Genomic DNA, 25011 nt, shown 5'->3' with positions numbered 1-25011 from the left:
GCGGTTGACAGGACGGAACCGTCCTCCCGCTACCGTGGACCGCCGTCCGGGAGCGTCCGGGCGCCGGGGAGGAACGGAACAGGATGCGCACCGCAGTCATCGGGGTCGCCCTCCTCCTGCTCGGAGCGGTGGCGGTGCTCACGGGCGTCCTCCCTGCCGAGGCTCTGAGCGGGCTCGTCGAGCGGACGGGGCCGATCCTCGCCTTCGTGGTGGCGGTCACCGTCGTGGCCGAGCTGGCGTCGGAGGCGGGCGTCTTCACCGTGGTCGCCGAGCGCGCCGCCGTGTGGGGCCGGGGCCGCACGGCCGTGCTCTGGCTGCTGGTCGTGCTCCTCGCGGTGCTGAGCACGGTCTTCCTGTCGCTCGACACGACCGCCGTGCTGCTGACGCCCGTCGTGGTGCTGCTCGCGGCGCACGTGAAGGTGTCGCCGCTGCCGTTCGCGATGGCGACCGTCTGGCTGGCGAACTGCGCGTCGCTCCTGCTGCCCGTGTCGAACCTCACGAACCTGCTCGCCCAGCGGCGCCTCGGCGTCGACGGGCCCCTCGAGTTCGCCGCGCTGACCGCTCTCCCCGCCCTGGTGGCCGCTGCAGTGCCCGTGCTGGTGCTGGCGGTCCGGTACCGCCGGGAGCTGGCGGGCCGCTACAGCGCGGGGGAGAGGACGCCGGTCGAGGACCGCGTGCTGCTCGTCGGCTCCGGCGCGGTGGTGGCCCTCCTGCTGCCCGCGCTGGTGTCGGGCCTGGAGGTGTGGATCCCGGCGACCGCCGCCGCGGCGGTGCTGGTCGTCCTGTTCGCAGTGCGCCGACCTCGCGCGCTGCGCGCCTCGCTCCTCCCGTGGCAGCTCGTCGTCTTCGCGGCCGGCCTCTTCGTCGCGATGGAGGCGGCGCACCAGCTCGGACTGGGGGCGGCGCTCGCCGTGGTCGCGGGGCAGGGCAGCGGCGTCGCGGACCTGCTGCGCCTCGCCGGCTCCGGAGCGGTGGCCGCCAACCTCGTCGACAATCTGCCGGCGTACCTCGCGCTCGAGCCCGTGGCCGCGGATCCGGTGCGCCTGGTCGCCCTGCTGATCGGCGTCAACGCCGGTCCGCTGATCACGCCGTGGGCCTCGCTCGCGACCCTGCTCTGGCACCAGCGGCTGACCGCCATGGGGGTCCGGATCTCGTGGGCGCAGTATGCGCTGCTCGGTCTCGTCGCGGTCGTGCCGACCGTCGGAGGCGCCGTGCTCGCTCTCGCGCTGGCGCAGGGCTGAGCGGCGCGAGGACATCTCCTGTCCGACAGCCGTTCGAGAGGGGCTGGTAGCCTCCTGGGGTCCACGACGACCCGATTCGACGAGGGGTACACCATCTCCGAGCACGCAGTTCCCGACCTCCAGGACGGTGCTCCCGCACCGCGCAACGCGTTCGTGGTGGTGTCCAACCGGCTCCCCGTCGACCGGGTGACGGCCGAGGACGGCACCGCCTCGTGGAAGACGTCCCCCGGCGGCCTGGTGACCGCGCTCGAGCCCGTGATGCGGGCGAACGAGGGCGCCTGGGTCGGCTGGCCGGGAGTCGCCGACGAGGTCGTCGCGCCGTTCGAGAACGACGGCGTGCTGATCGTGCCCGTCGCCCTCAGCGCGCAGGAGCTCGAGGACTACTACGAGGGCTTCTCGAACGACACGCTCTGGCCGCTCTACCACGACGTCATCGCGCCCCCCACCTACCACCGCGACTGGTGGGACGCCTACGTCCGGGTCAACCGGCGCTTCGCCGAGGCCGCCGCCGCGGTGACGGAGGAGAACGGGGTCGTGTGGGTGCAGGACTACCAGCTGCAGCTGGTGCCCAAGATGCTCCGCGAGCTCCGCCCCGACGTCACCATCGGCTTCTTCAACCACATCCCGTTCCCGCCGTACGGCATCTTCGCCCAGCTGCCGTGGCGCAAGCAGATCGTCGAGGGCCTGCTGGGCGCCGACGTCATCGGCTTCCAGCGCCAGGGCGACGCGGGCAGCTTCCTCCGGGCGGTGCGGCGACTGCTCGGCTACGACACCCGGAGCACCGTCGTCGAGGTGCCGGTCGAGGACGAGGCCGTCGGCGGCACCCGGCGGGTGAACCGCTCCCGACGGGGGGCCAGCGTGCGTCCCGTGGTGGCGCGGCACTTCCCGATCTCGATCGACTCCGCCTTCTTCGAGGCGATGGCCCGCACCCCCGAGATCCAGGCGCGCGCGAAGGAGATCCGCGACGAGCTCGGGAACCCCGAGGTGGTCATGCTGGGCGTCGACCGCCTCGACTACACGAAGGGCATCGGCCACCGCCTGAAGGCGTTCGGCGAGCTCCTCGCCGACGGCCGGCTCAGCACCGAGGACGCGGTGCTCGTGCAGGTCGCGAGCCCCAGCCGCGAGCGGGTCGACACCTACCGCCAGCTGCGCGACGACATCGAGCTGCAGGTCGGCCGGATCAACGGCGACTACGGCAAGATCGGGCACCCGGCGATCAGCTACCTGCACCACGGCTATCCCCGCGAGGAGATGGTGGCGCTCTACCTCGCCGCCGACGTGATGCTCGTCACGGCGCTGCGCGACGGGATGAACCTGGTCGCGAAGGAGTACGTGGCCTCGCGCTTCGACAACGACGGCGTGCTCGTGCTGAGCGAGTTCACCGGTGCCGCCGACGAGCTGAAGCAGGCGGTGCAGATCAACCCGCACGACATCTCGGGGCTGAAGGACGCGATGGAGACCGCCGCGCGCATGCCGCGGGGCGAGAAGACGCGGCGGATGCGGGCTCTGCGCCGCCGGGTCCTCGAGAACGACGTCGCGCGCTGGTCCGAGAGCTTCCTCGCGGCGCTCACCGAGCACGCCGCGGGCCAGCAGCTCGACGTGCGTCCGGCGGCGCGGGGCCAGGAGGCCCCCGTCGGCCAGGAGGCCGAGCACCGCGAGGACTCCGAGCGCGGAAAGGAGGCGGAGGCGCGATGAGCACCGTCACCCCCTCGCCCGTCGATCCGCACCTCCCCGGTGTCCCCGATCGCCTCGTCCTGGCGCTGCGCGAGCTGGCGGCGACCGGCCGGCTCCTCGTCGCCCTCGACTTCGACGGCACCCTCGCCCCGGAGGTCGACGATCCGGCGCGCGCCCGCGCCCTGCCCGAGGCCCGCGAGGCCGTGCTGCGTCTCCTCGGCCTGCCCAGCACCCGCGTCGCGCTGGTCTCCGGTCGCGCGCTCGAGAGCCTGGAGGAGGTGTCGCAGCTCCCCGACGAGGCTCTGCTCGTCGGCTCCCACGGTGTGGAGATCCGGCTCGACCCCGACGAGGACGCCGTGCGCCTGAACCCCGTCGAGCTCGCCAAGGTCGACCGCCTCGAGGGCGTGCTCAAGGGCATCGCCCGCGGGATCGACAACGTGTGGATCGAGGACAAGCCGGCCGGCTTCGCCCTGCACACCCGTCTCGCCACCGACAAGCACAGCAGGGTCGCGCACGTCGTCGCCCTCTCGGAGGCGCGGGCCGAGGTCGCGGGCGTCCACGTGCGCGAGGGCAAGAACGTGCTCGAGTTCTCGGTGCGCTCGACCACCAAGGGCGAGGCCGTCGAGCACCTGCGCCGCTACACCGGCGCCACCGCGGTGCTCTACGCGGGCGACGACGTGACCGACGAGGACGCCTTCGCCGTGATGCGAGCAGGCGACGTGGGCGTGAAGAGCGGGCCGGGCACCACCTCCGCCGCCTACCGCGTGCGGGGCCCGGAGCAGGTCGCGCACGTGCTCTCCCTGCTGGCGGACTTCCGCGGCGCCTCGGCCTGACGAGGAGCGCGATCGGGGCGCCCGGGAGCGCCGGAGCAGGGGTCGCGAGGCGGTAGCCTCGTCACATGCCGGAAATCGATTGGAAGCCTCGTTCGCGCACCGTCACGGACGGCATCGAGGCCACGACGTCCCGCGGGATGCTCCGCGCCGTCGGAATGGGCGACGACGACTGGGAGAAGCCCCAGATCGGGATCGCCTCCTCCTGGAACGAGATCACCCCCTGCAACCTCTCCCTCGAGCGCCTGGCGCGCTCCGCGAAGGAGGGCGTGCACTCGGGCGGCGGGTACCCGCTGCAGTTCGGCACCGTCTCGGTGTCGGACGGCATCTCGATGGGCCACGAGGGCATGCACTTCTCGCTCGTCTCGCGCGAGGTCATCGCCGACTCCGTCGAGACCGTGATGATGGCCGAGCGACTGGACGGCACCGTCATGCTCGCCGGCTGCGACAAGTCGCTGCCCGGCATGCTGATGGCCGCCGCGCGACTCGACCTCGCGGCCGTCTTCGTCTACGCCGGATCGATCGCCCCGGGCTGGGTCAAGCTCTCGGACGGCACCGAGAAGGACATCACGATCATCGACTCCTTCGAGGCGGTCGGCGGCGTGAAGGCCGGGATCATGTCCGAGGAGGACGCCAAGCGCATCGAGTGCGCCTTCGCCCCGGGCGAGGGCTCGTGCGGCGGCATGTACACCGCGAACACCATGGCCAGCGTCGCCGAGGCGCTCGGGATGAGCCTGCCCGGCTCGGCCTCGCCCGCCGCGGCCGACCGCCGCCGCGACTACTTCGCCCGCAAGTCCGGCGAGGCCGTCGTGGAGCTGCTGCGCAACGGCACCACCGCGCGCGACATCCTGACGAAGGAGGCGTTCGAGAACGCGATCGCCGTCGCGATGGCCTTCGGCGGCTCGACCAACGTCATCCTGCACCTGCTCGCGATCGCCAACGAAGCCGAGGTCGACCTCACGATCGACGACTTCAACCGCATCGGCGACACGATCCCGCACATCGGCGACCTCAAGCCGTTCGGCAAGTACGTCATGAACGACGTCGACCGCCACGGCGGCGTTCCCGCCGTCATGAAGGCCCTGCTGGACGCCGGCCTCCTGCACGGCGACTGCCTGACGGTCACCGGGAAGACGGTCGCCGAGAACCTCGCGGCGATGGACATCGCGCCGCTGGACGGCGAGGTCATCCGCACGCTCGACAACCCGATCCACGCGACCGGCGGCCTCACGATCCTCAAGGGCTCGCTCGCCCCCGAGGGCGCGGTCGTCAAGACGGCCGGCTTCGACGCCTCCGTCTTCGAGGGCCCCGCGCGCGTCTTCGAGCGCGAGCGCGCCGCGATGGACGCTCTGACGAACGGCGAGATCGAGAAGGGCGACGTGGTGGTCATCCGCTACGAGGGCCCCAAGGGCGGCCCGGGGATGCGCGAGATGCTCGCCATCACCGCGGCCATCAAGGGCGCGGGCCTCGGAAAAGATGTACTACTCTTGACCGACGGACGATTCTCAGGCGGCACAACCGGCCTGTGCATCGGACACATAGCACCCGAATCGGTGGACGCAGGTCCCATCGCATTCGTGCGCGATGGGGACCCGATTCGGGTCGACATCGCCGCTCGCTCGATCGACCTACTTGTCGACGACTCCGAGCTCGCCGCCCGCCGAGAAGGCTGGGCCCCCCTTCCTCCGCGCTACACCCGCGGTGTCCTCGCCAAGTACGCCAAGCTCGTGCGCTCGGCGGCCGTGGGCGCCACCACCGGGTGACCCCGGCCCGCTCCCGCCGGCCGCGCACTCGCGCCTCCCGCGTCCAGGACCTCGCGGTCCCGGGCCCGCCGCCGCACTCCCTCTCGAAGGAAACGACACCCGCATGACCCCGGACCCGTCCGCCGTGCATCCCGCACCGACGCCCCAGCCACCCCGACCCGCCGCGTCCGCCGCGGCCCCGGCCCCCGCGGTCGAGACCCTGACCGGAGCGCAGGCGGTCGTCCGCTCGCTCGAGATGCTCGGGATCGAGGACGTCTTCGGCCTGCCCGGCGGCGCGATCCTCCCGGTCTACGACCCGCTGATGGACTCGTCGAAGATCCGCCACATCCTGGTCCGCCACGAGCAGGGCGCGGGCCACGCCGCCGAGGGCTACGCCTCGGCGACCGGCAAGCTCGGCGTCTGCATCGCGACGTCCGGCCCCGGAGCGACGAACCTCGTCACGGCGATCGCGGACGCTACATGGACTCCGTCCCGATGCTCGCGATCACCGGCCAGGTCTTCTCGACGCTGATGGGCACCGACGCCTTCCAGGAGGCGGACATCGTCGGCATCACCATGCCGATCACGAAGCACTCGATCCTGGTCACGCGACCCGAGGACATCCCGCAGGCGCTCGCCTCCGCCGCCCTCATCGCCACGACCGGGCGCCCCGGCCCCGTGCTCGTCGACATCACCAAGGACGCGCAGCAGAACGAGGCGCCGTTCCTCTGGCCGCCGAAGATCGACCTGCCCGGCTACCGCCCGGTGACCAAGGCGCACGGCAAGCAGATCCAGGCCGCGGCGCAGCTGCTGGCCGAGTCGAAGAAGCCGGTGCTGTACGTCGGCGGCGGCATCATCCGCGCCCGTGCCTCCGCCGAGCTCCTCGCGTTCGCCGAGACGTCCGGCGCCCCGGTGGTCACCACGCTGATGGCCCGCGGCGCGTTCCCGGACTCGCACGAGCAGCACCTCGGCATGCCCGGCATGCACGGCACCGTCCCCGCGGTGCTGGCGCTACAGGAGGCCGACCTGATCCTCGCGCTCGGCTCGCGCTTCGACGACCGCGTGACCGGCAAGGCGGCGCTCTTCGCCCCGCACGCCAAGGTCGTGCACGTCGACATCGACCCCGCCGAGATCTCCAAGATCCGCACCGCCGACGTGCCGATCGTGGGAGACCTCAAGGACGTCCTGCCCGATCTCACGGACGCCTACGCGAAGACGATCGACGGCGGCGCACCCGACACCTCCGAGTGGTGGTCCTACCTCAAGGGCCTCCAGGAGGAGTTCCCGCTCGGCTACACGGAGCCCGCCGACGGCCAGCTCTCGCCGCAGTACGTGATCAAGCGCATCGGCGAGATCACCGGTCCCGAGGGCGTCTTCGCCTCCGGAGTAGGCCAGCACCAGATGTGGGCCGCGCAGTTCATCAAGTACGAGCGCCCCAACTCCTGGCTGAACTCGGGCGGCGCCGGCACCATGGGCTACTCCGTCCCGGCCGCCATGGGCGCGAAGGTCGGCGAGCCCGACCGCGTCGTCTGGGCGATCGACGGCGACGGCTGCTTCCAGATGACCAATCAGGAGCTCGCCACCTGCACGATCAACGACATCCCGATCAAGGTCGCGGTGATCAACAACTCCTCGCTCGGCATGGTGCGGCAGTGGCAGACCCTCTTCTACGAGGGCCGCTACTCCAACACCGACCTCAACACGGGACACGACACCGTGCGGGTGCCCGACTTCGTGAAGCTGGCCGACGCGTACGGCGCGCTCGGGATCCGGGTCACGAAGCCCGAGGAGATCGACGACGCGATCCGCCTCGCGATCGCGACGAACGACCGCCCCGTGGTCATCGACTTCGTGGTCAGCCGCGACTCGATGGTGTGGCCGATGGTGCCCCAGGGCGTCTCGAACAGCTACGTCCAGTACGCCAGAGACCACAGCCCGACCTGGGACGACGAGGAGTAGACCGCATGACGCACCACGTTCTCTCCCTGCTCGTCGAGGACAAGCCGGGACTGCTCACCCGTGTCGCCGGGCTGTTCGCCCGCCGCGGGTTCAACATCGAGTCGCTCGCCGTGGGCCCGACCGAGCTCGACGGACTGTCGCGCATCACGGTCGCCGTCGACGTCGAGGACCTCCCGCTCGAGCAGGTCACGAAGCAGCTCAACAAGCTCGTCAACGTGATCAAGATCGTCGAGCTCGACCCCGACCAGTCGGTGCACCGCGAGCACCTGCTCGTGAAGGTGCGCGTCGACAACGTCACCCGCTCGCAGGTGCTCGAGGCCGTGAACCTCTTCCGCGCCCGCGTGGTCGACGTCGCGACCGACGCCCTCGTCATCGAGGTGACGGGCGACTCCGGGAAGACCAACGCCTTCCTGCGCGTCATCGAGCCCTACGGCATCAAGGAGATCGCGCAGTCGGGCCTGCTCGCCATCGGGCGCGGCTCGAAGTCGATCACCGAGCGCGTCTTCAAGAACTGACCGCGACCACTCCTCTACAGAAAAGGACACACCACGTGACCGAGCTCATCTACGACACCGACGCCGATCTCTCGATCATCCAGGCCAAGAAGGTCGCCATCGTCGGCTACGGCTCGCAGGGCCACGCCCACGCGCAGAACCTCCGCGACTCCGGCGTCCAGGTCGTCATCGCGCTCAAGGACGGGTCGAAGTCGACCGCCAAGGCCGAGGACGACGGCTTCGAGGTCAAGAGCGTCGCCGACGCCGCCGACTGGGCCGACCTGATCATGATCCTCGCGCCGGACCAGCACCAGCGCGCGATCTACAGCGAGCAGATCGCCGACAAGCTGACCGAGGGCAAGACGCTCGCCTTCGCGCACGGCTTCAACATCCGCTTCGGCTACATCGAGGCGCCCGCGGGCGTCGACGTGATCCTCATCGCGCCGAAGGCCCCCGGCCACACGGTGCGCCGCGAGTTCGTCGCCGGCCGCGGCATCCCGGACATCATCGCCGTCGAGAACGACGCGACCGGCACCGCCTGGGAGACCGCGAAGTCCTACGCGAAGGCCATCGGAGGCACCCGCGCGGGCGTCATCAAGACGACCTTCACCGAGGAGACCGAGACCGACCTGTTCGGCGAGCAGGCCGTGCTCTGCGGCGGCACCTCTCAGCTCGTCCAGTACGGCTTCGAGACCCTCGTCGAGGCCGGCTACCAGCCCGAGATCGCCTACTTCGAGGTGCTCCACGAGCTCAAGCTGATCGTCGACCTGATGTGGGAGGGCGGCATCGCCAAGCAGCGCTGGTCGGTCTCCGACACGGCCGAGTACGGCGACTACGTCTCGGGCCCGCGCGTCATCGACCCGAGCGTCAAGCAGAACATGCAGGCGGTCCTCGGCGACATCCAGAGCGGCGCGTTCGCGAAGCGCTTCATCGCCGACCAGGACGCCGGAGCCCCCGAGTTCCAGGAGCTGCGCGCCAAGGGCGAGCAGCACCCGATCGAGGCGACCGGCCGCGAGCTGCGCAAGCTGTTCGCCTGGAAGCAGACCGACACCGACTACACCGACGGCAGCGTCGCGCGCTGACGCACTAGCGCCTGACGGACCGAGGGAACCCCGGACCGTCGACGGAACCCGCTCCGGCGGGATCCCTCGACGGGTCGGGGTTCCTTCGCGTCCGGGGTTCCCCCGGGGCGGCGGGTAGCGTGGGGCGGATGGAGCGACGGGCGCGGCGGCTGCGGCAGTGGGACGAGACGGCGGCGGCGATCCGGGACGGGCTGTCGTTCTGGGTGTCGGCGGGGGTCGTGCTCTGCGGGCTGGCCGGCGCGGGGATGGCGGCGGCGCTCGCGCTGCTGTCCGGCGGGATCCTGGAGGCCTCGCCACCGCTCCTGCGCACGCTCGCCGCGCTGCCGCTCGCGCTGATCGCCGGGACGGTGCTCGTGGTGACCGCCGCGGCGCTGCGGGGGCGCTCGGAGCGGACCGCCCGGCTCCTGACGCGCGCCGCCTGGCCGGTGCCGGCCGATCTCGACCGCGGCGACGTCGACGAGACGGCGGATCTGCCGTACGACGTGCGGCTCGTGGAGGATGCGCTCTCCCCGGCGGACCTCGCCCGGATCCTCGCCCCGTCGGTCGCCGAGCGCGCCGCGGCGCGGAAGCGCGCCGCCGCCCACGGCGTCCGGAGCCGCTCGGTGCTGTTCAGCCTGCTGTCGCTGGCGGGTCTCGTCGTCGCGGGCGCCGGAGTGCTGATGCTGCTCTCCGCCCTGCTGCTGGACGGGGAGAAGGAGCTCGTCGTCGCGGCCGCCGTCGTCGCCGCAGCCGGGGCCGCAGCGGGAGTCGGATCCTCCCAGGCGAGCGCCCTGCCGATCGCGTCCGGAAGGACGTCGACGTGCGCCTGGCCCGGAGCCGTCGGCTGCTCGTCGAGCTGTGGCCGGGCGACCTCGAGGAGGGGCCGCTGGCCGTCCGCGGGGGAGTGGCGGTGATCGACCGCCGCGCTCTGCCCGGAGGGTCGAGGACGGCGGCGCCCGCGAACCCGGCCGCGGGACGGGCCGCTCCGATCGTGATGCTGGTCGCCGTGCTGCTCCCGGTGCTGCTGCTGCCGCTGGTGAGCTGACGAGCACCGCCGATCAGTGCGCGGCCTCCCGCGCGAGGCGGCGCAGGCCGCCCTTGGGCGGGACGACGACCGGCTCCGGCCAGCGGGGCTGCAGGTGGTCGCCGAGGGTGACGCGCCGGATCTTCCGGCCGACCAGGGGGAGCAGCCAGTCCGCGGTCCAGCGGTGCTGATCGCGCAGCCACTCCCGCGGGGTGAGGGGCTCCGGCGGATCCCACGGTCCCGCCGAGATCGTGTGCGGGACGCCGAGGATCTCGAGCACGCGGGCCGCGAGGAAGCGGTGGCCGCGCTTGGAGAGGTGCATCCGGTCGGCGGACCACATCATCGGCTCGCGGAACGCCTGCATCCGCCAGTAGTCGACGAGGATCGCGCCGCGCTCGCGGGCGATGCGGCGGACGGCGCTGTTGTAGATCCGGTTGCGCCGGACGAACATCCGCGGCGCGGGCAGCCCCGGGATGTCGAAGCCGGTGAACAGGACGAGCGAGGCTCCGGTGGTGGCCAGGGCGTCGACGAGGCACTCGTACTCGCGCACCAGGACGCGCATGTCGGTCCCGAGGTCGAGGATGTCGTTGCCGCCCGCGTAGAGCGTCACGAGCGTCGGCCGCAGCGCGAGCGCGGGCTGCAGCTGCTCGTCGCGGATCTGCGCGAGGCGCTTCGAGCGGATGGCGAGGTTCGCGTACTCCCAGCCGGGCTCGGCCTTCGCGAGACGGTCGGCCACGCGGTCGGCCCAGCCCCTGACTCCGTTGGGCAGTCGCGGATGCGGATCGCCGACGCCCTCGGTGAAGGAGTCGCCGATCGCGACGTAGCGCCGCTCGCCGGCCGCCGCAGTGCGTTCCCCCATCCGGGGAGGATCGCGGGCGGGGGAGGCCGGGCGGTGGCGTGCAGGTGTCCGCGCGGTGACGCCTCACTCCGAGGCCCCTGGGAGCCGGGCGCGGTTAGGGTGTCGGGGTGATCGATGCCAGGGACGACGACGCGCTCAGCTGGGCGGGCGAGGACGAGGACCCGACGCTCGCGGCGGGGCCGGGGACGACGCGGCGGCGTCCGCCCCGCGCAGTCCGCTCGGCGCCGCAGGAGCGACCGGCGCTCGAGGGCGAGACCGAGGAGCGCTTCCCGGAGGAGCTGCGCGAGGACGAGCCGGAGGAGGACGGGACGTCCGAGCTCGACGCCGCGGCCGCCTCCTCGGTGCTGCTGATCGCGACCGGGGTCACCGCCGGCGTCTACCTGCTCTACACGATCGCGTGGATGGTCTCGGCCACCCGTCAGAACGCCGCGATCGCGGCCACGTTCGCCGGCGACGCGGTCGGCGGGGCGCTCTACGGACTCGGGCTGTGGCTGGCCGTCGCCGCTCCCGTCACCTGGTTCACCGCGACGCTGCTCGGCACCCGCGACGCGCGGGTGCGCACCCGCGTGCTCTGGCTGGTCGCCGGACTCGTGCTGCTCGCTCCGCTGCCGTTCCTGAAGGGGGCGTGAGGATGAGCGACGAGACCGCGACGAAGGCCACGCTCGGCGGCCGGCGCGAGGGTCGGGGCAAGCGCCTCGCGCTCTCGGCGCTGATCGCCGTGCTGTTCGGCGCCCTGTTCGCCTGGGACGTGTGGGAGGCGATCGGCAATCTCGTGGGCATCCGCGCCTACGCCGCAGGGCTGAACACCGACCTCAACGCGACCGGATGGACGGTGCTGCTGCTCGGGCTCGCGCTGCCCGTCGTCTGCTTCGTCGTCGCGCTGCTGCTCGGACGGCGCCGCGGGGTCGCCGCGCGGGCCGGGCTCCTGCTCGCGGCGCTCTGCCTCTCGGCCGTGCTGTCGCTCGACGTGCAGCAGGTCTTCGGCTTCGCGAGCCTCGTCTCGCTCGGCTGAGCGGCCCGTCGTCACTGTGAGGAGCACGGCCGTCACCGTGAGGAGCACGGCGTCACACGACCGAGCCCGGCGGCGGGGCTCCGCTACAGTGGCGGGGGCTCCCGCGACGCCCGCGTCCGGTGCCCGCACCGTCCCCTCCCCGAAGGAAGCGCACTCGTGACAAAGCCGGTCGTCCTGATCGCCGAAGAACTCTCGCCCGCCACCGTCGACGCCCTCGGTCCCGACTTCGAGGTCAGGAACGTGGACGGCACCGACCGCCCGGCGCTGCTCGAGGCGCTCGGCACCGCCGACGCGATCCTCGTCCGCTCGGCGACGCAGGTCGACGCCGAGGCCATCGCCGCGGCTCCGTCGCTGAAGGTGATCGCGCGCGCGGGAGTGGGTCTCGACAACGTCGACATCACCGCCGCGACCGCCGCCGGCGTCATGGTCGTCAACGCGCCGACCTCCAACATCATCTCGGCGGCCGAGCTGACCGTGGGCCACATCCTGAGCCTCGCCCGCCACATCCCCGCGGCGCACAGCGCGCTCGCGCAGGGCCTGTGGAAGCGCTCGAAGTACACCGGCACCGAGCTCTACGAGAAGACCGTCGGCATCATCGGCCTCGGCCGCATCGGCGCGCTGATCACCGCCCGCCTGCAGGCCTTCGGCGTCGACGTCGTCGCGTACGACCCCTACGTCACGAGCGCCCGCGCGCAGCAGCTCGGAGTGACGCTCCTGTCGCTCGAGGAGCTCCTCGCGCAGAGCGACTTCATCACGATCCACATGCCCAAGACCCCCGAGACGACCGGCATGATCTCGGACGAGCAGCTCGCGCTGATGAAGCCGACGGCCTACATCGTGAACGTGGCGCGGGGCGGCCTCATCGACGAGGACGCGCTGCACCGCGCGCTCGTCGCCGACACCATCGCCGGCGCCGGTCTCGACGTCTTCGTCAAGGAGCCGCCGGTCGGCTCGCCGCTGCTGGCGCTCGAGAACGTCGTCGTCACTCCGCACCTCGGAGCGTCGACCGACGAGGCGCAGGAGAAGGCCGGCGTCTCGGTCGCCAAGTCGGTGCGCCTCGCGCTCTCGGGCGAGCTCGTCCCCGACGCGGTGAACGTGGCCGGGGGCGTCATCGACGAGTACGTCCGGCCCGGCATCCCGCTGGTCGAGAAGCTCGGGCAGGTCTTCGCGGGCCTCGCGCACTCGCCGGTCACCTCGATCGACGTCGAGGTGCGCGGCGAGCTCGCCGGCTACGACGTCAAGGTGCTCAAGCTCGCGGCGCTCAAGGGCGTCTTCACCAACGTCGTGTCCGAGACGGTCTCGTACGTGAACGCGCCCGTGCTCGCGGAGCAGCGCGGCATCGAGGTGCGCCTGATCACCGACGCCGTCTCGGACGAGTACCGCAACCTGATCACGCTGAGCGGCGCACTCTCGGACGGCTCGCAGATCTCGGTCTCGGGCACGCTCACCGGCACCAAGCAGGTCGAGAAGCTCGTCGCGATCAACGGCTACGACGTCGAGGTGCCGATCGCGAAGCACCACGTCGTGATGAGCTACGTCGACCGCCCCGGGATCGTCGCGGTCTACGGCCGCGAGTTCGGCGAGGCCTCGGTCAACATCGCGGGCATGCAGGTCGCGCGCACCGAGGCGGGCGGCAAGGCCCTCTCGGTGATCACCATCGACTCGCCGGCGCCGGCGGGCCTGCTCGAGAAGGTCCGCGTCGCGATCGACGCCGACACCATGCAGGAGATCGACATCACGGAGCAGTAGTCCCACCGCTCACCGAGCACGATCCGAGCCCGTCCCGCGCACCGTCGTCGGCGCGGTGCGCGCGGCGCTCAGTCGCCGCGCGGGGCCAGGAGGCGGTCGATCACCGCGAGGACGTCCTCCGCCTCGCCGCGCGACTGCTGGCCCGTGGGCAGCAGGGCGGAGTTGTAGTAGAGGCCGTCGCTCATCAGGACGATCGCGCGGGCCACCAGCGGATCGCCGACGGCCTCGGCGACGACGGCGTTCCAGCTGTCGTGGATCCGCGCGAGGGCCGCGCTCGCCCGCTCGTCGTGGCCCTGCGCGATGCGCGAGACGGCGAGGATCGTGCGGTCGAAGGGGGTGTCGGCGGCGAACGAGGTGCGGATCAGATAGGGCACCACGCCCTCGTCGGACGTGCGGATGCGGTGGATGTCCTCGGCGAGGCGCTCGTCGAGCCGCGCGACGAGTCCGTCGACGAGGGCGTCCTTCGAGGGGAAGTGGTAGAGCAGGCCGCCCTTCGAGACCCCGGCGGCGCGGGCGACGGCGTCGAGAGTGGCTGCGCGCTCGCCCTGCTCGTTCAGCAGCTCCTCGAACGCGTCGAGGACGCGATCACGGGCGGGGGAGGCGGGAGGCATGCGCCCCATCCTACGGTCGGTCTTGCGTTACTGTACCGGCTGGACGGTATACTCCTCGAGTCGCCCGCCGCGCGCCGTCCGGTGCCGGCGCGACGTCGATCCGAGAGAGAGCACCACCGTGTCCGCCCGCACCGCCCCCGTCACCGTTCCCCCCACCTCCACCGCGCCCGTCGAGGACCGCGTCGGCCGCCGCGCCTGGTTCGCCCTCGCGGTGCTGATGCTGCCGGTGCTGCTGGTCTCGGTCGACAACACGGTGCTCAACTTCGCGCTGCCGCTGATCGCCGAGGACCTCGGGCCCACGGGCACCGAGCTGCTCTGGATCGTCGACGCGTACCCGCTGGTCCTCGCGGGCCTCCTCGTGGCGATGGGCAGCCTGGGCGACCGGGTCGGCCGGCGGAAGCTGCTCGTGATCGGCGCGATCGGCTTCGCGGTCGTCTCGATCGCCGCGGCCTTCGCTCCGACGGCCGGCGCGCTCATCGCGGCCCGGGCGGCGCTGGGCCTGTTCGGCGCGACGCTCATGCCCTCGACGCTGTCGCTCCTGCGCAGCCTCTTCCCGGACCGCGACCAGCGCCGGCTCGCGATCGCCATCTGGGCGACCGGGTTCGCGGTGGGCTCCGCGGTCGGTCCTCTGGTCGGCGGGGTGCTGCTCGAGAGCTTCCCCTGGGGATCGGTGTTCCTGCTCGCGGTGCCCGTGCTGCTGCCGCTGGTCGTGCTCGCGCCGATCCTCGTGCCGGAGTCGCGCGACCCGCAGCCGGGGCCCGTGGACGTCGTCAGCATCGTGCTCTCGCTCGCGACGATGGCGCCCCTCGTCTACGCGGTGAAGTCGGTGGCCGAGCACGGCGTCGACGCGGTGGCCGTGACCGCTCTCGTCGTCGGCGTGGTGAGCGGCGTGCTGTTCGTGCGGCGCCAGCAGCGGCGCGCGGTGCCGATGCTCGACCTGTCGCTCTTCCGCCGCGGCTCGTTCAGCGCGGCCATCGTCGTCAACCTCCTGAGCGTCGTGGCGCTCGTCGGCGGACTCTTCTTCGTCTCGCAGCACCTGCAGCTGGTCGTGGGGCTCTCGCCGCTGCAGGCCGGGCTCGTGCTCGTGCCGGGGCTCGTGGTGATGATCGCGGCGGGACTCGGCGTGGTGCCGGTCGCGCGCCGCATCACTCCGCGGCTCGTCGTGCCGGTCGGGCTCGTGGTGTCGGCGGTCGGCTATGCACTGCTGGCGATCGGCAGCGGGGCGGAGGGAGGCGCGACCGCGCTGACCGTCGCGGTCGCGTTCGCGTTCCTCGGCCTGGGCATCGGCGCGGCAGAGACGGTGTCGAACGAGCTCGTGCTGGCGAACGCGCCGGCCGACAAGGCGGGAGCCGCCTCGGCGGTGTCCGAGACGGCGTACGAGCTGGGCGCGGTGCTGGGCACGGCGACGCTGGGCACGGTGCTGACGTCGGCGTACCGCAGCGGAGTCGTGCTGCCCGCCGGGCTCGACGCCGATCAGGTGCAGCGCGCGGGGGAGACCCTGGGCGGCGCGGTCGCCGTGGCGGGCGAGCTGCCCGCCGACTCCGCCGCGAGCCTGCTGGCCTCGGCCGGTGCCGCGTTCGACGCGGGAGTGGGCTGGTCGGCCTGGATCGGCGTCGGCCTGGTGCTGCTCGCGGCGGTCGTCGCGGCCTGGCGGCTGCGGCGCAGCTGAGCGGCCCGAGAGTACGCTGGGACCGTCTCTGCCCCGCACTGCTCGCGCACTGCCCCCGCACGCCTGAGGATGCCCCATGCCCCGCACCGTGAAGCTCGCCGTCATCCCCGGAGACGGGATCGGACCGGAGGTGATCGCCGAGGCCGTGAAGGTCCTCGACGCCGTCACCGCCGACTCCGACCTGGTGATCGAGAAGACGCCGTTCTCGCTCGGGGCGGCCCGGTTCCTCGAGACCGGCGACGGGCTGACCGACGAGGACCTCGCGGCGATCGCGGCGCACGACGCGATCCTCCTGGGCGCCGTCGGCGGAGTGCCCGGCGACCCGCGCCTGAAGGACGCGAACATCGAGCGCGGCCTGCTGCTGCGCCTGCGGTTCGCCCTCGACCACTACGTGAACCTGCGGCCGACCCGGGTGTATCCGGGCGTCCCGTCGCCGCTGTCCGCGCCGGGCGACGTCGACTTCGTGGTCGTCCGCGAGGGCACCGAGGGCCCGTACGTCGGCAACGGCGGAGCGATCCGCCAGGGCACCCCGCACGAGATCGCGAACGAGGTGTCGGTGAACACCGCCTACGGCGTCGAGCGCGTCGTGCGCCACGCCTTCGAGCTGGCCCGCAAGCGCCGCTCGAAGCTCACCCTCGTGCACAAGACGAACGTGCTCGTCTTCTCCGGATCGCTGTGGAAGCGCCTGGTCGACGAGGTGGGGGCCGCCTACCAGGACGTGGCCGTCGATTACCTCCACGTGGACGCCGCCACGATCTTCCTCGTGACCGACCCTGCTAGGTTCGACGTCATCGTCACCGACAACCTCTTCGGCGACATCCTCACCGATCTGGCCGGCGCGATCAGCGGCGGCATCGGCCTCGCCGCCTCGGGCAACATCAACCCCGACGGCGCGTTCCCCAGCATGTTCGAGCCGGTCCACGGATCCGCGCCCGACATCGCCGGGAAGCAGCTCGCCGATCCGACCGCCGCGATCCTCTCGGTGGCACTGCTGCTGGACCACCTGGGCCGCCCCGAAGAGGCCGCCCGCGTGACGGCCGCGGTGACCGCCGACATCGAGTCCCGCGACGGCTCCGCCCGCGCCACCTCGGCGATCGGCGACGCCGTCGTCGCCCGGCTGAGCTGAACCGGCCCCTCCTCCCGACGCTCCCGACGAAAGACACCGAGATGACCATCCCCCTCCCGCTCGCCCCGCAGGACCTCGCCTTCCAGGTCACGCCGAACCCCGAGCCGCGCTCGATCGAGGAGCGCGACCGGATCCTGGCCGACCCCGGGTTCGGCGTCTACTTCACCGACCACATGGTCGACATCTGCTGGTCGCGCACCGGCGGCTGGCACCGCCCGCGCGTGCAGCCCTACGGCCCGATCGCGCTCGACCCGGCCGCGGCGGTCCTGCACTACGCGCAGGAGATCTTCGAGGGGATGAAGGCCTACCGCCACGAGGACGGCTCCGTCTGGACGTTCCGCCCCGAGGCGAACGCCGCGCGCCTGCAGCGCTCGGCCCGCCGCCTCGCCCTGCCCGAGCTGCCGACCGAGCACTTCCTCGAGTCGCTCCGTCAGCTGATCGCCGTCGACGGCGACTGGGTGCCCTCGGAGCCCGAGACGAGCCTGTACCTGCGGCCCTTCATGTTCGCGAAGGAGGCGTTCCTGGGGGTCCGCGCGGCCGAGAAGGTCGGCTACTACGTGATCGCGAGCCCCGCCGGCGCCTACTTCTCGGGCGGCGTCGCTCCGGTGTCGATCTGGCTGTCGACGTCCTACGCCCGCGCGGGCAAGGGCGGGACGGGAGCGGCCAAGACCGGCGGCAACTACGCCTCGTCGCTCCTGCCGCAGCAGGAGGCCTACGAGCACGGCTGCGCGCAGGTGCTGTTCCTCGACTCGCAGGAGTCGCAGTACATCGAGGAGCTCGGCGGCATGAACGTGGTGCTCGTGAAGAAGGACGGCACGCTCGTCACTCCGGAGTCGGACTCGATCCTCGAGGGCATCACGCGCGACAGCGTGCTGCAGCTCGCCGAGGACCGCGGCCACCGCGTCGAGCGGCGCCGGGTGAGCATCGACGAGTGGCGCGACGGAGTGGCGTCGGGCGACATCGTGGAGGTGTTCGCGTGCGGGACCGCCGCGGTCATCACTCCGATCGCCGAGCTCAAGGGCGAGGGCTTCTCGGTCGGGCACGCGGACGCGCCCGCCGGGGAGCTCACGATGTCGCTGCGGGAGGGGCTGACCGGCATCCAGTACGGACGCCGCGAGGACCGGCACGGATGGATGACGAGGTTGGACGCATGAAGATCGCACGATTCGCCACGCAGCGCTCGGGGGACAACGGGGGCGCGATCCACTTCGGGATCGTCGACGAGGACGACCTCGTCGTGCTCGCGGGGGACCCCATGTTCGCGGGCTTCGACACGACGGGGGAGCGCATCCCGATCTCGGAGGCGAAGCTCCTCGCCCCGGTGATCCCGCGCTCGAAGGTCGTCGGCATCGGCAAGAACTACTCGGACCACGCGGCCGAGATGGGCGGCGACGCTCCGGCCGAGCCGTTGATGTTCCTCAAGCCCAACACCTCGGTGATCGGGCCGGACGAGGCCATCGTGCTCCCCGAGGACAGCCGGCAGGTCGACTACGAGGGCGAGCTCGCCGTCGTCATCGGCGCCGTTGCGCGGAACGTGCGCGCGGAGGACTACGAGGACGTCGTCTTCGGCTACACGATCGCCAACGACGTCACCGCCCGCGACCTGCAGAAGAGCGACGGCCAGTGGGCGCGCGCCAAGGGCTACGACACGTTCTGCCCGATCGGGCCGGTCATCGAGACCGAGTTCGTCTGGAACGAGGCGGCGCTGGAGACGCGCGTGAACGGACGCCGCGTGCAGTCCGGGAACACGGGCGACATGATCCACGGCGTGCCCGAGATCATCGCCTACGTGTCGCGGGTGTTCACGCTGCTGCCGGGTGACGTCATCCTGACCGGCACACCCGCCGGGATCGGGCCGATCGCGAACGGGGACGCCGTCGCGATCGACATCGAGGGCATCGGCACGCTGTTCAATCCGGTGATCGTGCGGAGCTGAGCGCGACGGTCGGCGAGGGCCTCCCACCTGCGGGTGGGAGGCCTTCCGCGTGTCCGGGCGGGTCAGTCGGCGGTGGTAGGGCCGGTCGTCTCGTCGGGGAGCTCGTCGTCGTCGGCGACGGAGTCCCCTCCGCTGTCGAGGTCGGTGACCTGATCGGAGGTGCCGCGGTCGATCGCGGTGCCGCCGGGAGCGGCTCCCGCCATCGAGGCGTCGGTCGCGTCCTCGCCGGGCAGGGTGGTCTGCGCGCCGTCGACGGCGGTCGGCTCCGCACCAGCGGTCGAGCCGGCGCCGGTGGTCTGCTCGGGGAGGTCCTCGTTCGCCATGGTGGCTCCTTCCAGTCGGTCGACTCAGCCCAGCACCCGTAGCGGCGGCGCGCAGGACGTTGACAAACGCGGCGGAGGAGCGTCCGGCGCGTCGCGGGGAGCGGTCCGTGGGAGCGCTTCACCGTGCTCCCCCGAGCTGTCAAGCGGAGTCCCTCGAAGAGGTGTTCGACGTAGCGTCGAAGGCATGAACTCGTCCCGGAACGACCCCGTCGCACGCATCGCCCGAGAGGACTTCGGCTGGACGTCGCTCCTGCCGGGGCAGCGCGAGGCGATCGAATCGGCGGCGTCGGGACGCGACACCCTGCTGGTCCTCGCGACCGGCGGCGGCAAGTCCGCGGTCTACCAGATCGCCGGAGCCGAGCGGGGCGGCGTGGTCCTCGTCGTCTCTCCGCTGGTCGCGCTGCAGGCCGATCAGCTCGCCTCGATCGAGGCGGCGCCGGCCGCGCCGCCCGCCGTCGCGGTCAACTCCTCGCTGGGCGCCGCGGTGGTGGCCCGCGCCTGGGCGCGCATCGACGAGGGCGGCCCGCTGTACGTGCTCCTCGCGCCGGAGCAGCTGGCGAAGGCCGAGAACGTGGCGCGGCTCGCGAAGGCGGGCGTCTCGCTCCTGGTCGTCGACGAGGCGCACTGCGTCTCGAGCTGGGGCCACGACTTCCGGCCCGACTACCTGCGCCTCGCGGACGTCCGCGGCGAGCTGGGCGATCCTCCGGTGCTCGCGATGACCGCGACGGCGTCGGGCCCGGTGCGCGCCGAGATCATCGAGCGCCTCCGCATGACCGACCCCGAGGTGCAGGTCCACGGCGTGGACCGGCCCGAGATCCGGCTCGTCGTGCACCGCCACGAGAGCGAGAACGAGAAGCGCGGAGCGGTCGTCGAGGAGGCGCGCAGCTGGACGGCGCCGGGTCTCGTCTACGTCGCGACGCGCAAGGAGACCGAGACGTACGCCGCCGAGATCGGCGCGGAGGGTCGCACGGTCGCGGCGTACCACGCGGGGCTCAAGGTGTCGGAGCGCCGCGAGGTGCACGAGCGCTGGCGCGCGGGCGAGCTCGACGTCGTCGTGGCCACCTCGGCGTTCGGCATGGGGATCGACCGGGCCGACGTGCGCTTCGTGCTGCACGCGACGACCACGGAGTCGCTCGACGCCTACTACCAGGAGATCGGACGGGCCGGCCGCGACAGCGAGCCCGCGACGGGCGCGCTGCACTACCGCGCCGAGGACCTGGGGCTCCGCCGCTTCTTCGCGAAGCGCTCGGTCGACAAGGCCGCGCTGCGCGTGATCTGGGCCGCGGTCTCGGCGGAGCCCGGCCGCACGATCGCGGAGCTGGCGGAGGAGCTCGGGAAGCCGGCCCGGACCCTCTCCCGACTCGTCAACGACCTCGCCGACGCCGATCTGATCGAGACCGGGAAGGGCGTCCGCCCGACCCGCGAGGCGAGCGCCGACGACGCCGTGCAGGCGGTGTCCGACGCCGTGGCCTCCCGCGAGCGGATCGCGGAGTCGCGGCTGTCGATGATGCGAGCGTACGCCGAGACGCAGCAGTGCCGGCGCCGCGTGCTGCTGGAGTACTTCGGCGTCGAGGGCCCGGAGTGGTGCGGCAACTGCGACGGCTGCGAGCGGCACGAGGCGCAGCAGGAGGCGGCCTCCGCGGCGCCGGCCGACGCTCCGCTCTCGGTCGACGAGTCGGTCGAGCACCGCGAGTGGGGCACCGGCACGGTCATGAGCGTGGAGTCGGACCGGGCGACGATCTTCTTCGAGACGGAGGGCTACAAGGTGCTGTCGTTCCAGGCCCTGGAGTCGGGTGTGCTGCGGGAGCGCGAGGACGCGACGGTCTGATCGCTCCGGGGACGGGGAGAGGCCCCTCGCGCACCGCCGGTCGGCGGGCGCGAGGGGCCTCTCGCGTGCGGGTCAGACGTTCGAGACGGCCGAGCTCACCGCGGTGGGGGCGTCGTAGTCGCCCTCGGGGATCGCGCGCAGAGCGTCGAGGACGTCGCTGGGCGCGTTCTCCTTCTCTGCGGTCTCGACGATCGTGTCCTTCGAGGCGGGGTAGTCGATTCCCGAGAGGTACTTCTGGATCTGGATCGGGTTGGGTGCGTCCATGGTGCTGTCCTTTCGTCGCCGTGCGGGTGGTGGCGCCGGTGTCACCGGCTGTGCTCTTCGGCGAAGAGCCGGTCGAAGGCGTCGACGCGCCGGTCGGTGACCGTCGTGGGCGTCTCGAGGTGGACGGCGCCGCTGGGGATGAGCCCCGCGCCGCCGAACCTCTCCATGACGCGCCACTGTGCGGCGACGTCCTCGCCGCTGTGCTCCGGGGGCAGCTGCTCCCAGAAGTCGAAGCCGCCGCTGGCCACCAGGGCGTCGCGACGGTAGAGGACGCACGCGCCGAGCCAGGCGACGCGGTAGGCGCGCCAGTCGCCCTCGGCCACGTCGAGACGGGCGGCGAGATGCGTCAGGTTGGCCGCGTTGTGCAGGGGCCAGCGCTCGAACTCCGGGGTGCCGCGGCGGATGCGCTCGGGCTGCACGCCGTCGTCCCACGGCTCGAAGGCGGTCTGCTCGTGCGGGCGCTCGTCCTCGAGGTAGGACAGGCCCTGCACGGCGGAGCCGACGAACCCGCAGCCGAGGCGCTCGAGGGCCTCGTGCAGGCGGAGCAGCGTGCCCGGTTCGAGCCACACGTCGTCGTCCAGGAACAGGACGGCCGGGGCGGTGGCCAGCGAGAGCAGGTAGTGGCGCTGCTCGGCGAGACCGCGGCGCGGGAGGTGACGGGTGACGAACGGCGCTCGACCCTGCGCCTCGAGCACGCGGAGCATCGCGAGCACGGTCGGATCGTTCTCGGCGACCGCGTCGTCGGACTGGTCGCTGAGGAACACGCGGAACGGAGGATCGTCCTGCGCCGCGAGACCGGCGAGGGTCGCGGCCAGCTCGGCGCGTCGCCCGACGGTCGGCACGAGCACGTCGATCAGCGGGGCCTCGGGCTCGGTGGGCCGCCCCCACCGGCCGGACCAGCGCCGGCTGGTCACCGCGGGGCCGCCGATCGGATGCGCTGCACCATCTCGCTGGTGGAGTGCTCGGACACGTAGCCGACGGTGGTGACGGTGCCGCCGTAGGAGCGGACGACCACCGCCTCCTGGAGCATGTCGGGGTTGTAGTCGCCGCCCTTGACGTAGACGTGCGGCTGCACGCGCTCGAGCAGCGGGATGGGGGTGTCGCCGCTGAACAGGGTCACGTAGTCGACGCAGCCCAGTTCGGCGATCACTCCGGCGCGGTCGCCCTCGGGATTGATCGGGCGGCCCTCGCCCTTCAGGCGGCGGACGGAGTCGTCGTCGTTCACGGCCACGACCAGCACGTCGCCGAGCTCGCGCGCCTGGCGCAGGTAGGCGGTGTGCCCGCGGTGCAGGACGTCGAAGCAGCCGTTCGTGAAGACGATCCGCCGACCGCGGCGCGACTCCTCGGCGAGCACCTCGATGAGGCGGTCCTCGCCGAGGACCACGGCGCCGGGGGCGGCGAGGGAGGCGAGGAGGTCGTCGGCCGAGCAGACGGACGTGCCGGGGCGCTGCACGACGACGTCGGCGGCGGCCTGCGCGAGATCGACGGCCGTGGCCAGCGAGCGGCCGGCGGCGAGGGCGAGCGTGGCGGTGGCGGCGAACGTGTCGCCGGCTCCGGACGCCTGCTTCTCCTCCGCGGGCTGCGCAAAGGTGCGGCTGACGGTGCCGTCGGCGTCGAGGGCGAGGCTGCCCTCGCGATCCAGCGTGACCACCACGTGGCGGGCGCCGGAGCGCTCGCGCAGCTCGGCGGCGGCGTCGCGGACGGCGGTCGCCCTCGCTGCTCCGCGGCCGAGTCCGGCCCCGAGGAGTGCCTCGGCCTCCTTGGCGTTCGGCGTGACGAGGTCGGGCCGGGCGAAGGCCCAGTCGGCGAGCTCGTGCGCGTCGATCACGAGCAGGTCCGGGCGGTGCCCGGCGAGCACGCGCTCGACGGCGGTGCGGAGGATGCCGGAGCCGTAGTCGCAGACGAGCACGGCGTCGGCGCCCTCGGACGCCCGCACGGCGAGCTCGGCGAGCCGCTCGATCTCGTCGTCGGAGGGGCGGTGCGGACCGGAGTCGACGCGCAGCATCACGCTGTCGCCGCCGACCACGCGGGTCTTGATCGTGGTGGCCGCGGCGGTCCGGAGGATCGACCCGGTGGCCAGGCCCGCCCGCTCGAGCGACGCGATCAGGCGGTCGCCCTCGGGATCGCGGCCCGCGACTCCGACCGTGCGGACCTCGGCGCCCAGGGCGCGCAGGTTCGCGGCGGTGTTGGCGGCGCCGCCCGCGACGTCCACGACGTCGTCGAGCCGGAGGACCGGGGCCGGAGCCTCGCGCGTCACGCGCTCGGCGTCGCCCAGCCACCAGGAGTCGAGGATGAGGTCGCCCACGACGGCGACGACCGGCGGGTGCTCGCGCACGTGCGCGACGAGCGCGCTCGCCCGCTGGAGCGCGGAGCCCTCGAGGCTCATCGTGCGCCGCCGGGCAGGACGGGGAGGCCGAAGTGGACGACGGTGGTGGTCGTCATCTCGTCCAGCAGCTCGGGGCCGTAGCCGAAGCCGGAGCCGCTCGTGCCGCGCGGCTGGGCGCTGCCGCCGGGAGCGCCTCCGAAGACGGCGTTGATCTTGACGGTGCCGACCGGCAGTGCCGCCGCGGCGCGGTGCGCGTGCTCCATGTCGGCGGTGAGCACGGTGGCGGCCAGGCCGTAGGGGCTCGCGGCGGCGCGGAGGAGCGCCTCGTCGAAGTCGTCGACGACGACGATCGGGGCGACGGGGCCGAAGGTCTCCTCGGTCATCACGAGCATCTCGTCGGTGCAGTCGGCGAGGACCGTGGCCGGGTAGAAGGTGCCGTCGCCGGGCTCGCCGCCGGTGAGGGCGCGGGCGCCCGACTCGAGCGCCTCGGTCACGTGCTCGTGCACGGCGTCGCGCATCCGGGCGTCGACGAGGCGGGGGAGCGGGCCCGCGCTCCAGCGGTCGGCCTCGGCGACGAGCGCGGCGGTGAACGCGTCGGCGACGGCGCGGTGCACGTAGATGCGCTCGACGGAGGTGCAGATCTGGCCGGCGTTGGCGAACGCGCCGAGGGCGGCCTGCTCGGCGGCCCACACCGGGTCGACGTCGGCGTCGACGACGAGCGCGTCGTTGCCGCCGTTCTCGAGGATCACGTGCGCACCGGTGACGGCGGCGACGCGGGCCAGTGCACGGCCCGTGGCCGTGGATCCGACGTGCGCGAGGACGGCGACGCCCTCGGTGCGGGCCAGGGCGTCGCCGACGGCGCCGTCCCCCTCGACGAGCGTGAGAACGCCCTCGGGGAGGGCCTCGGCGAGGATCCGCGTGAAGAGGGCGCCGGTGCCGGGGCTGCGCTCGCTGGGCTTGTGGACGACGACGTCGCCCGAGACGATCGCGGCGCCGAGCATGCCCGCGGCGACGGCGACGGGGTCGTTCCACGGGGTGAGCGCGAGGACGACTCCGCGCGGGTGCGGGAGGGCGAGGTCGACGTTGAGGGCTCCGCCGCGGAGGGACTTGCCGCGGTGCAGCGGGCCGAGCTCGGCGTACTGGAGGAGCGTGTCGACTCCGGCCCGGACGCCGCCGAGGGCGTCTCCCGCGGGCTTGCCGGTCTCGTCGGTGTTGAGGGCGGCGAGCTCCTCCTCGCGGGCGGCGACGCGGTGGGCGGCGGCGCGGAGGAGGGCCCCGCGCTC

The 25011-nt window shown here is 72.7% G+C and carries 23 protein-coding genes and 1 pseudogene; 17 read left to right on the top strand and 7 right to left on the bottom strand.

Features of this window, described 5'->3' with window-relative positions; all coding sequences use genetic code 11:
• Positions 1-83: 83 nt before the first annotated feature.
• From B0T42_RS09610 to B0T42_RS21980, 9 genes and pseudogenes are all read left to right on the top strand, one after another.
• Positions 84-1241: an SLC13 family permease gene (locus B0T42_RS09610; RefSeq protein ID WP_077222970.1), complete on the top strand. Its 1158-nt coding sequence runs from the start codon at positions 84-86 to the stop codon at positions 1239-1241.
• A gap of 159 nt (positions 1242-1400) precedes the next feature.
• On the top strand, positions 1401-2936 hold the full coding sequence (locus B0T42_RS09605; protein WP_077222992.1) for an alpha,alpha-trehalose-phosphate synthase (UDP-forming): 1536 nt from the start codon (positions 1401-1403) through the stop codon (positions 2934-2936).
• Complete coding sequence (gene otsB / locus B0T42_RS09600) at positions 2933-3748, top strand: trehalose-phosphatase (protein WP_077222969.1); 816 nt, start codon at positions 2933-2935, stop codon at positions 3746-3748. Before B0T42_RS09605 ends, otsB begins: the two co-directional genes overlap by 4 nt.
• A gap of 65 nt (positions 3749-3813) precedes the next feature.
• Entirely contained in the window at positions 3814-5508 is a 1695-nt protein-coding gene (ilvD, locus tag B0T42_RS09595; RefSeq protein WP_056867668.1) for a dihydroxy-acid dehydratase, read from the top strand.
• Positions 5509-5611: 103 nt separating this feature from the next.
• A pseudogene (locus tag B0T42_RS09590) lies at positions 5612-7446 on the top strand (acetolactate synthase large subunit).
• Between the two features lie 5 nt (positions 7447-7451).
• Positions 7452-7961 carry an acetolactate synthase small subunit gene (gene ilvN / locus B0T42_RS09585; protein ID WP_055793566.1) on the top strand — a complete coding sequence of 170 codons (510 nt, stop codon included), beginning with the start codon at positions 7452-7454 and terminating at the stop codon, positions 7959-7961.
• Between the two features lie 35 nt (positions 7962-7996).
• Positions 7997-9022 (top strand): ketol-acid reductoisomerase, encoded by a 1026-nt coding sequence (gene ilvC / locus B0T42_RS09580; protein ID WP_055793564.1) that lies wholly within the window; start codon positions 7997-7999, stop codon positions 9020-9022.
• Positions 9023-9150: 128 nt separating this feature from the next.
• Positions 9151-9915, top strand: a complete 765-nt coding sequence (locus tag B0T42_RS09575) for a hypothetical protein (protein ID WP_077222968.1) — start codon at positions 9151-9153, stop codon at positions 9913-9915.
• On the top strand, positions 9912-10046 hold the full coding sequence (locus tag B0T42_RS21980) for a hypothetical protein (RefSeq protein ID WP_269087515.1): 135 nt from the start codon (positions 9912-9914) through the stop codon (positions 10044-10046). Before B0T42_RS09575 ends, B0T42_RS21980 begins: the two co-directional genes overlap by 4 nt.
• A gap of 13 nt (positions 10047-10059) precedes the next feature.
• Here B0T42_RS21980 and B0T42_RS09570 read toward each other — a convergent pair whose 3' ends face one another.
• Positions 10060-10884, bottom strand: coding sequence for an SGNH/GDSL hydrolase family protein (locus B0T42_RS09570; protein WP_077222967.1), 825 nt, complete (start codon positions 10882-10884; stop codon positions 10060-10062).
• A gap of 107 nt (positions 10885-10991) precedes the next feature.
• Between B0T42_RS09570 and B0T42_RS09565 the strand changes: the two genes are divergently transcribed.
• From B0T42_RS09565 to serA, 3 genes are all read left to right on the top strand, one after another.
• Positions 10992-11513 (top strand): hypothetical protein, encoded by a 522-nt coding sequence (locus B0T42_RS09565; protein WP_077222966.1) that lies wholly within the window; start codon positions 10992-10994, stop codon positions 11511-11513.
• 2 nt (positions 11514-11515) lie between these two features.
• Positions 11516-11896 carry a hypothetical protein gene (locus tag B0T42_RS09560; RefSeq protein ID WP_077222965.1) on the top strand — a complete coding sequence of 127 codons (381 nt, stop codon included), beginning with the start codon at positions 11516-11518 and terminating at the stop codon, positions 11894-11896.
• A 156-nt stretch (positions 11897-12052) separates the two neighbouring features.
• A complete protein-coding gene (gene serA, locus B0T42_RS09555) occupies positions 12053-13645 on the top strand; it encodes a phosphoglycerate dehydrogenase (protein WP_077222964.1) in 1593 nt (530 codons plus the stop codon).
• A 68-nt stretch (positions 13646-13713) separates the two neighbouring features.
• Here serA and B0T42_RS09550 read toward each other — a convergent pair whose 3' ends face one another.
• Complete coding sequence (locus tag B0T42_RS09550; RefSeq protein ID WP_077222963.1) at positions 13714-14256, bottom strand: TetR/AcrR family transcriptional regulator; 543 nt, start codon at positions 14254-14256, stop codon at positions 13714-13716.
• A 118-nt stretch (positions 14257-14374) separates the two neighbouring features.
• Between B0T42_RS09550 and B0T42_RS09545 the strand changes: the two genes are divergently transcribed.
• The 4 genes from B0T42_RS09545 (at position 14375) to B0T42_RS09530 (ending at position 18987) form a co-directional block, all read left to right on the top strand.
• The gene (locus B0T42_RS09545) at positions 14375-15925 is read left to right on the top strand and encodes an MFS transporter (RefSeq protein ID WP_236720204.1); all 1551 of its coding nucleotides are present in this window, start codon (positions 14375-14377) and stop codon (positions 15923-15925) included.
• Between the two features lie 76 nt (positions 15926-16001).
• A complete protein-coding gene (locus tag B0T42_RS09540; protein WP_077222961.1) occupies positions 16002-17051 on the top strand; it encodes a 3-isopropylmalate dehydrogenase in 1050 nt (349 codons plus the stop codon).
• 41 nt (positions 17052-17092) lie between these two features.
• On the top strand, positions 17093-18205 hold the full coding sequence (locus tag B0T42_RS09535) for a branched-chain amino acid aminotransferase (RefSeq protein WP_077222960.1): 1113 nt from the start codon (positions 17093-17095) through the stop codon (positions 18203-18205).
• Entirely contained in the window at positions 18202-18987 is a 786-nt protein-coding gene (locus B0T42_RS09530) for a fumarylacetoacetate hydrolase family protein (protein ID WP_077222959.1), read from the top strand. The genes B0T42_RS09535 and B0T42_RS09530 overlap by 4 nt, the downstream gene beginning before the upstream one ends.
• A gap of 62 nt (positions 18988-19049) precedes the next feature.
• On the opposite strand, the gene B0T42_RS09525 is transcribed toward B0T42_RS09530, so the two are convergent.
• The gene (locus B0T42_RS09525) at positions 19050-19310 is read right to left on the bottom strand and encodes a hypothetical protein (RefSeq protein ID WP_077222958.1); all 261 of its coding nucleotides are present in this window, start codon (positions 19308-19310) and stop codon (positions 19050-19052) included.
• A 184-nt stretch (positions 19311-19494) separates the two neighbouring features.
• On the opposite strand from B0T42_RS09525, the gene B0T42_RS09520 reads away from it, so the two are divergent.
• Complete coding sequence (locus B0T42_RS09520; RefSeq protein ID WP_077222957.1) at positions 19495-21138, top strand: RecQ family ATP-dependent DNA helicase; 1644 nt, start codon at positions 19495-19497, stop codon at positions 21136-21138.
• A gap of 72 nt (positions 21139-21210) precedes the next feature.
• On the opposite strand, the gene B0T42_RS09515 is transcribed toward B0T42_RS09520, so the two are convergent.
• The 4 genes from B0T42_RS09515 to B0T42_RS09500 all read right to left on the bottom strand — a co-directional run.
• Entirely contained in the window at positions 21211-21402 is a 192-nt protein-coding gene (locus B0T42_RS09515) for a DUF2795 domain-containing protein (RefSeq protein ID WP_055793540.1), read from the bottom strand.
• Positions 21403-21443: 41 nt separating this feature from the next.
• Positions 21444-22316 (bottom strand): glycosyltransferase family A protein, encoded by an 873-nt coding sequence (locus B0T42_RS09510; RefSeq protein WP_077222956.1) that lies wholly within the window; start codon positions 22314-22316, stop codon positions 21444-21446.
• Positions 22313-23788, bottom strand: coding sequence for a D-glycero-beta-D-manno-heptose 1-phosphate adenylyltransferase (rfaE2, locus tag B0T42_RS09505; RefSeq protein WP_077222955.1), 1476 nt, complete (start codon positions 23786-23788; stop codon positions 22313-22315). The genes B0T42_RS09510 and rfaE2 overlap by 4 nt, the downstream gene beginning before the upstream one ends.
• Positions 23785-25011, bottom strand: a 1227-nt coding sequence (locus B0T42_RS09500; RefSeq protein WP_077222954.1) for an aldehyde dehydrogenase family protein, incomplete at its 5' end; no start/stop codon positions are given. The genes rfaE2 and B0T42_RS09500, both read right to left, overlap by 4 nt.

The organism is Rathayibacter rhapontici, from assembly GCF_001995175.1.
In the GTDB taxonomy this organism is placed as follows: Bacteria; Actinomycetota; Actinomycetes; order Actinomycetales; family Microbacteriaceae; genus Rathayibacter.
The sequence above is the reverse complement of the archived record's forward strand: the minus strand, read 5'-3'. Positions and strand labels throughout refer to the sequence as shown.

Excerpts from the sequence above, each read along its gene's own strand:
- B0T42_RS09610 (WP_077222970.1), top strand. The coding sequence starts at position 84 with ATGCGCACCGCAGTCATCGGGGTCGCCCTCCTCCTGCTCGGAGCGGTG.
- otsB (WP_077222969.1), top strand. The coding sequence starts at position 2,933 with ATGAGCACCGTCACCCCCTCGCCCGTCGATCCGCACCTCCCCGGTGTC.
- ilvD (WP_056867668.1), top strand. The coding sequence starts at position 3,814 with ATGCCGGAAATCGATTGGAAGCCTCGTTCGCGCACCGTCACGGACGGC.
- ilvN (WP_055793566.1), top strand. The coding sequence starts at position 7,452 with ATGACGCACCACGTTCTCTCCCTGCTCGTCGAGGACAAGCCGGGACTG.
- B0T42_RS09575 (WP_077222968.1), top strand. The coding sequence starts at position 9,151 with ATGGAGCGACGGGCGCGGCGGCTGCGGCAGTGGGACGAGACGGCGGCG.
- B0T42_RS09570 (WP_077222967.1), bottom strand. The coding sequence starts at position 10,884 with ATGGGGGAACGCACTGCGGCGGCCGGCGAGCGGCGCTACGTCGCGATC.
- B0T42_RS09560 (WP_077222965.1), top strand. The coding sequence starts at position 11,516 with ATGAGCGACGAGACCGCGACGAAGGCCACGCTCGGCGGCCGGCGCGAG.
- B0T42_RS09550 (WP_077222963.1), bottom strand. The coding sequence starts at position 14,256 with ATGCCTCCCGCCTCCCCCGCCCGTGATCGCGTCCTCGACGCGTTCGAG.
- B0T42_RS09540 (WP_077222961.1), top strand. The coding sequence starts at position 16,002 with ATGCCCCGCACCGTGAAGCTCGCCGTCATCCCCGGAGACGGGATCGGA.
- B0T42_RS09535 (WP_077222960.1), top strand. The coding sequence starts at position 17,093 with ATGACCATCCCCCTCCCGCTCGCCCCGCAGGACCTCGCCTTCCAGGTC.
- B0T42_RS09530 (WP_077222959.1), top strand. The coding sequence starts at position 18,202 with ATGAAGATCGCACGATTCGCCACGCAGCGCTCGGGGGACAACGGGGGC.
- B0T42_RS09525 (WP_077222958.1), bottom strand. The coding sequence starts at position 19,310 with ATGGCGAACGAGGACCTCCCCGAGCAGACCACCGGCGCCGGCTCGACC.
- B0T42_RS09520 (WP_077222957.1), top strand. The coding sequence starts at position 19,495 with ATGAACTCGTCCCGGAACGACCCCGTCGCACGCATCGCCCGAGAGGAC.
- B0T42_RS09515 (WP_055793540.1), bottom strand. The coding sequence starts at position 21,402 with ATGGACGCACCCAACCCGATCCAGATCCAGAAGTACCTCTCGGGAATC.
- rfaE2 (WP_077222955.1), bottom strand. The coding sequence starts at position 23,788 with ATGAGCCTCGAGGGCTCCGCGCTCCAGCGGGCGAGCGCGCTCGTCGCG.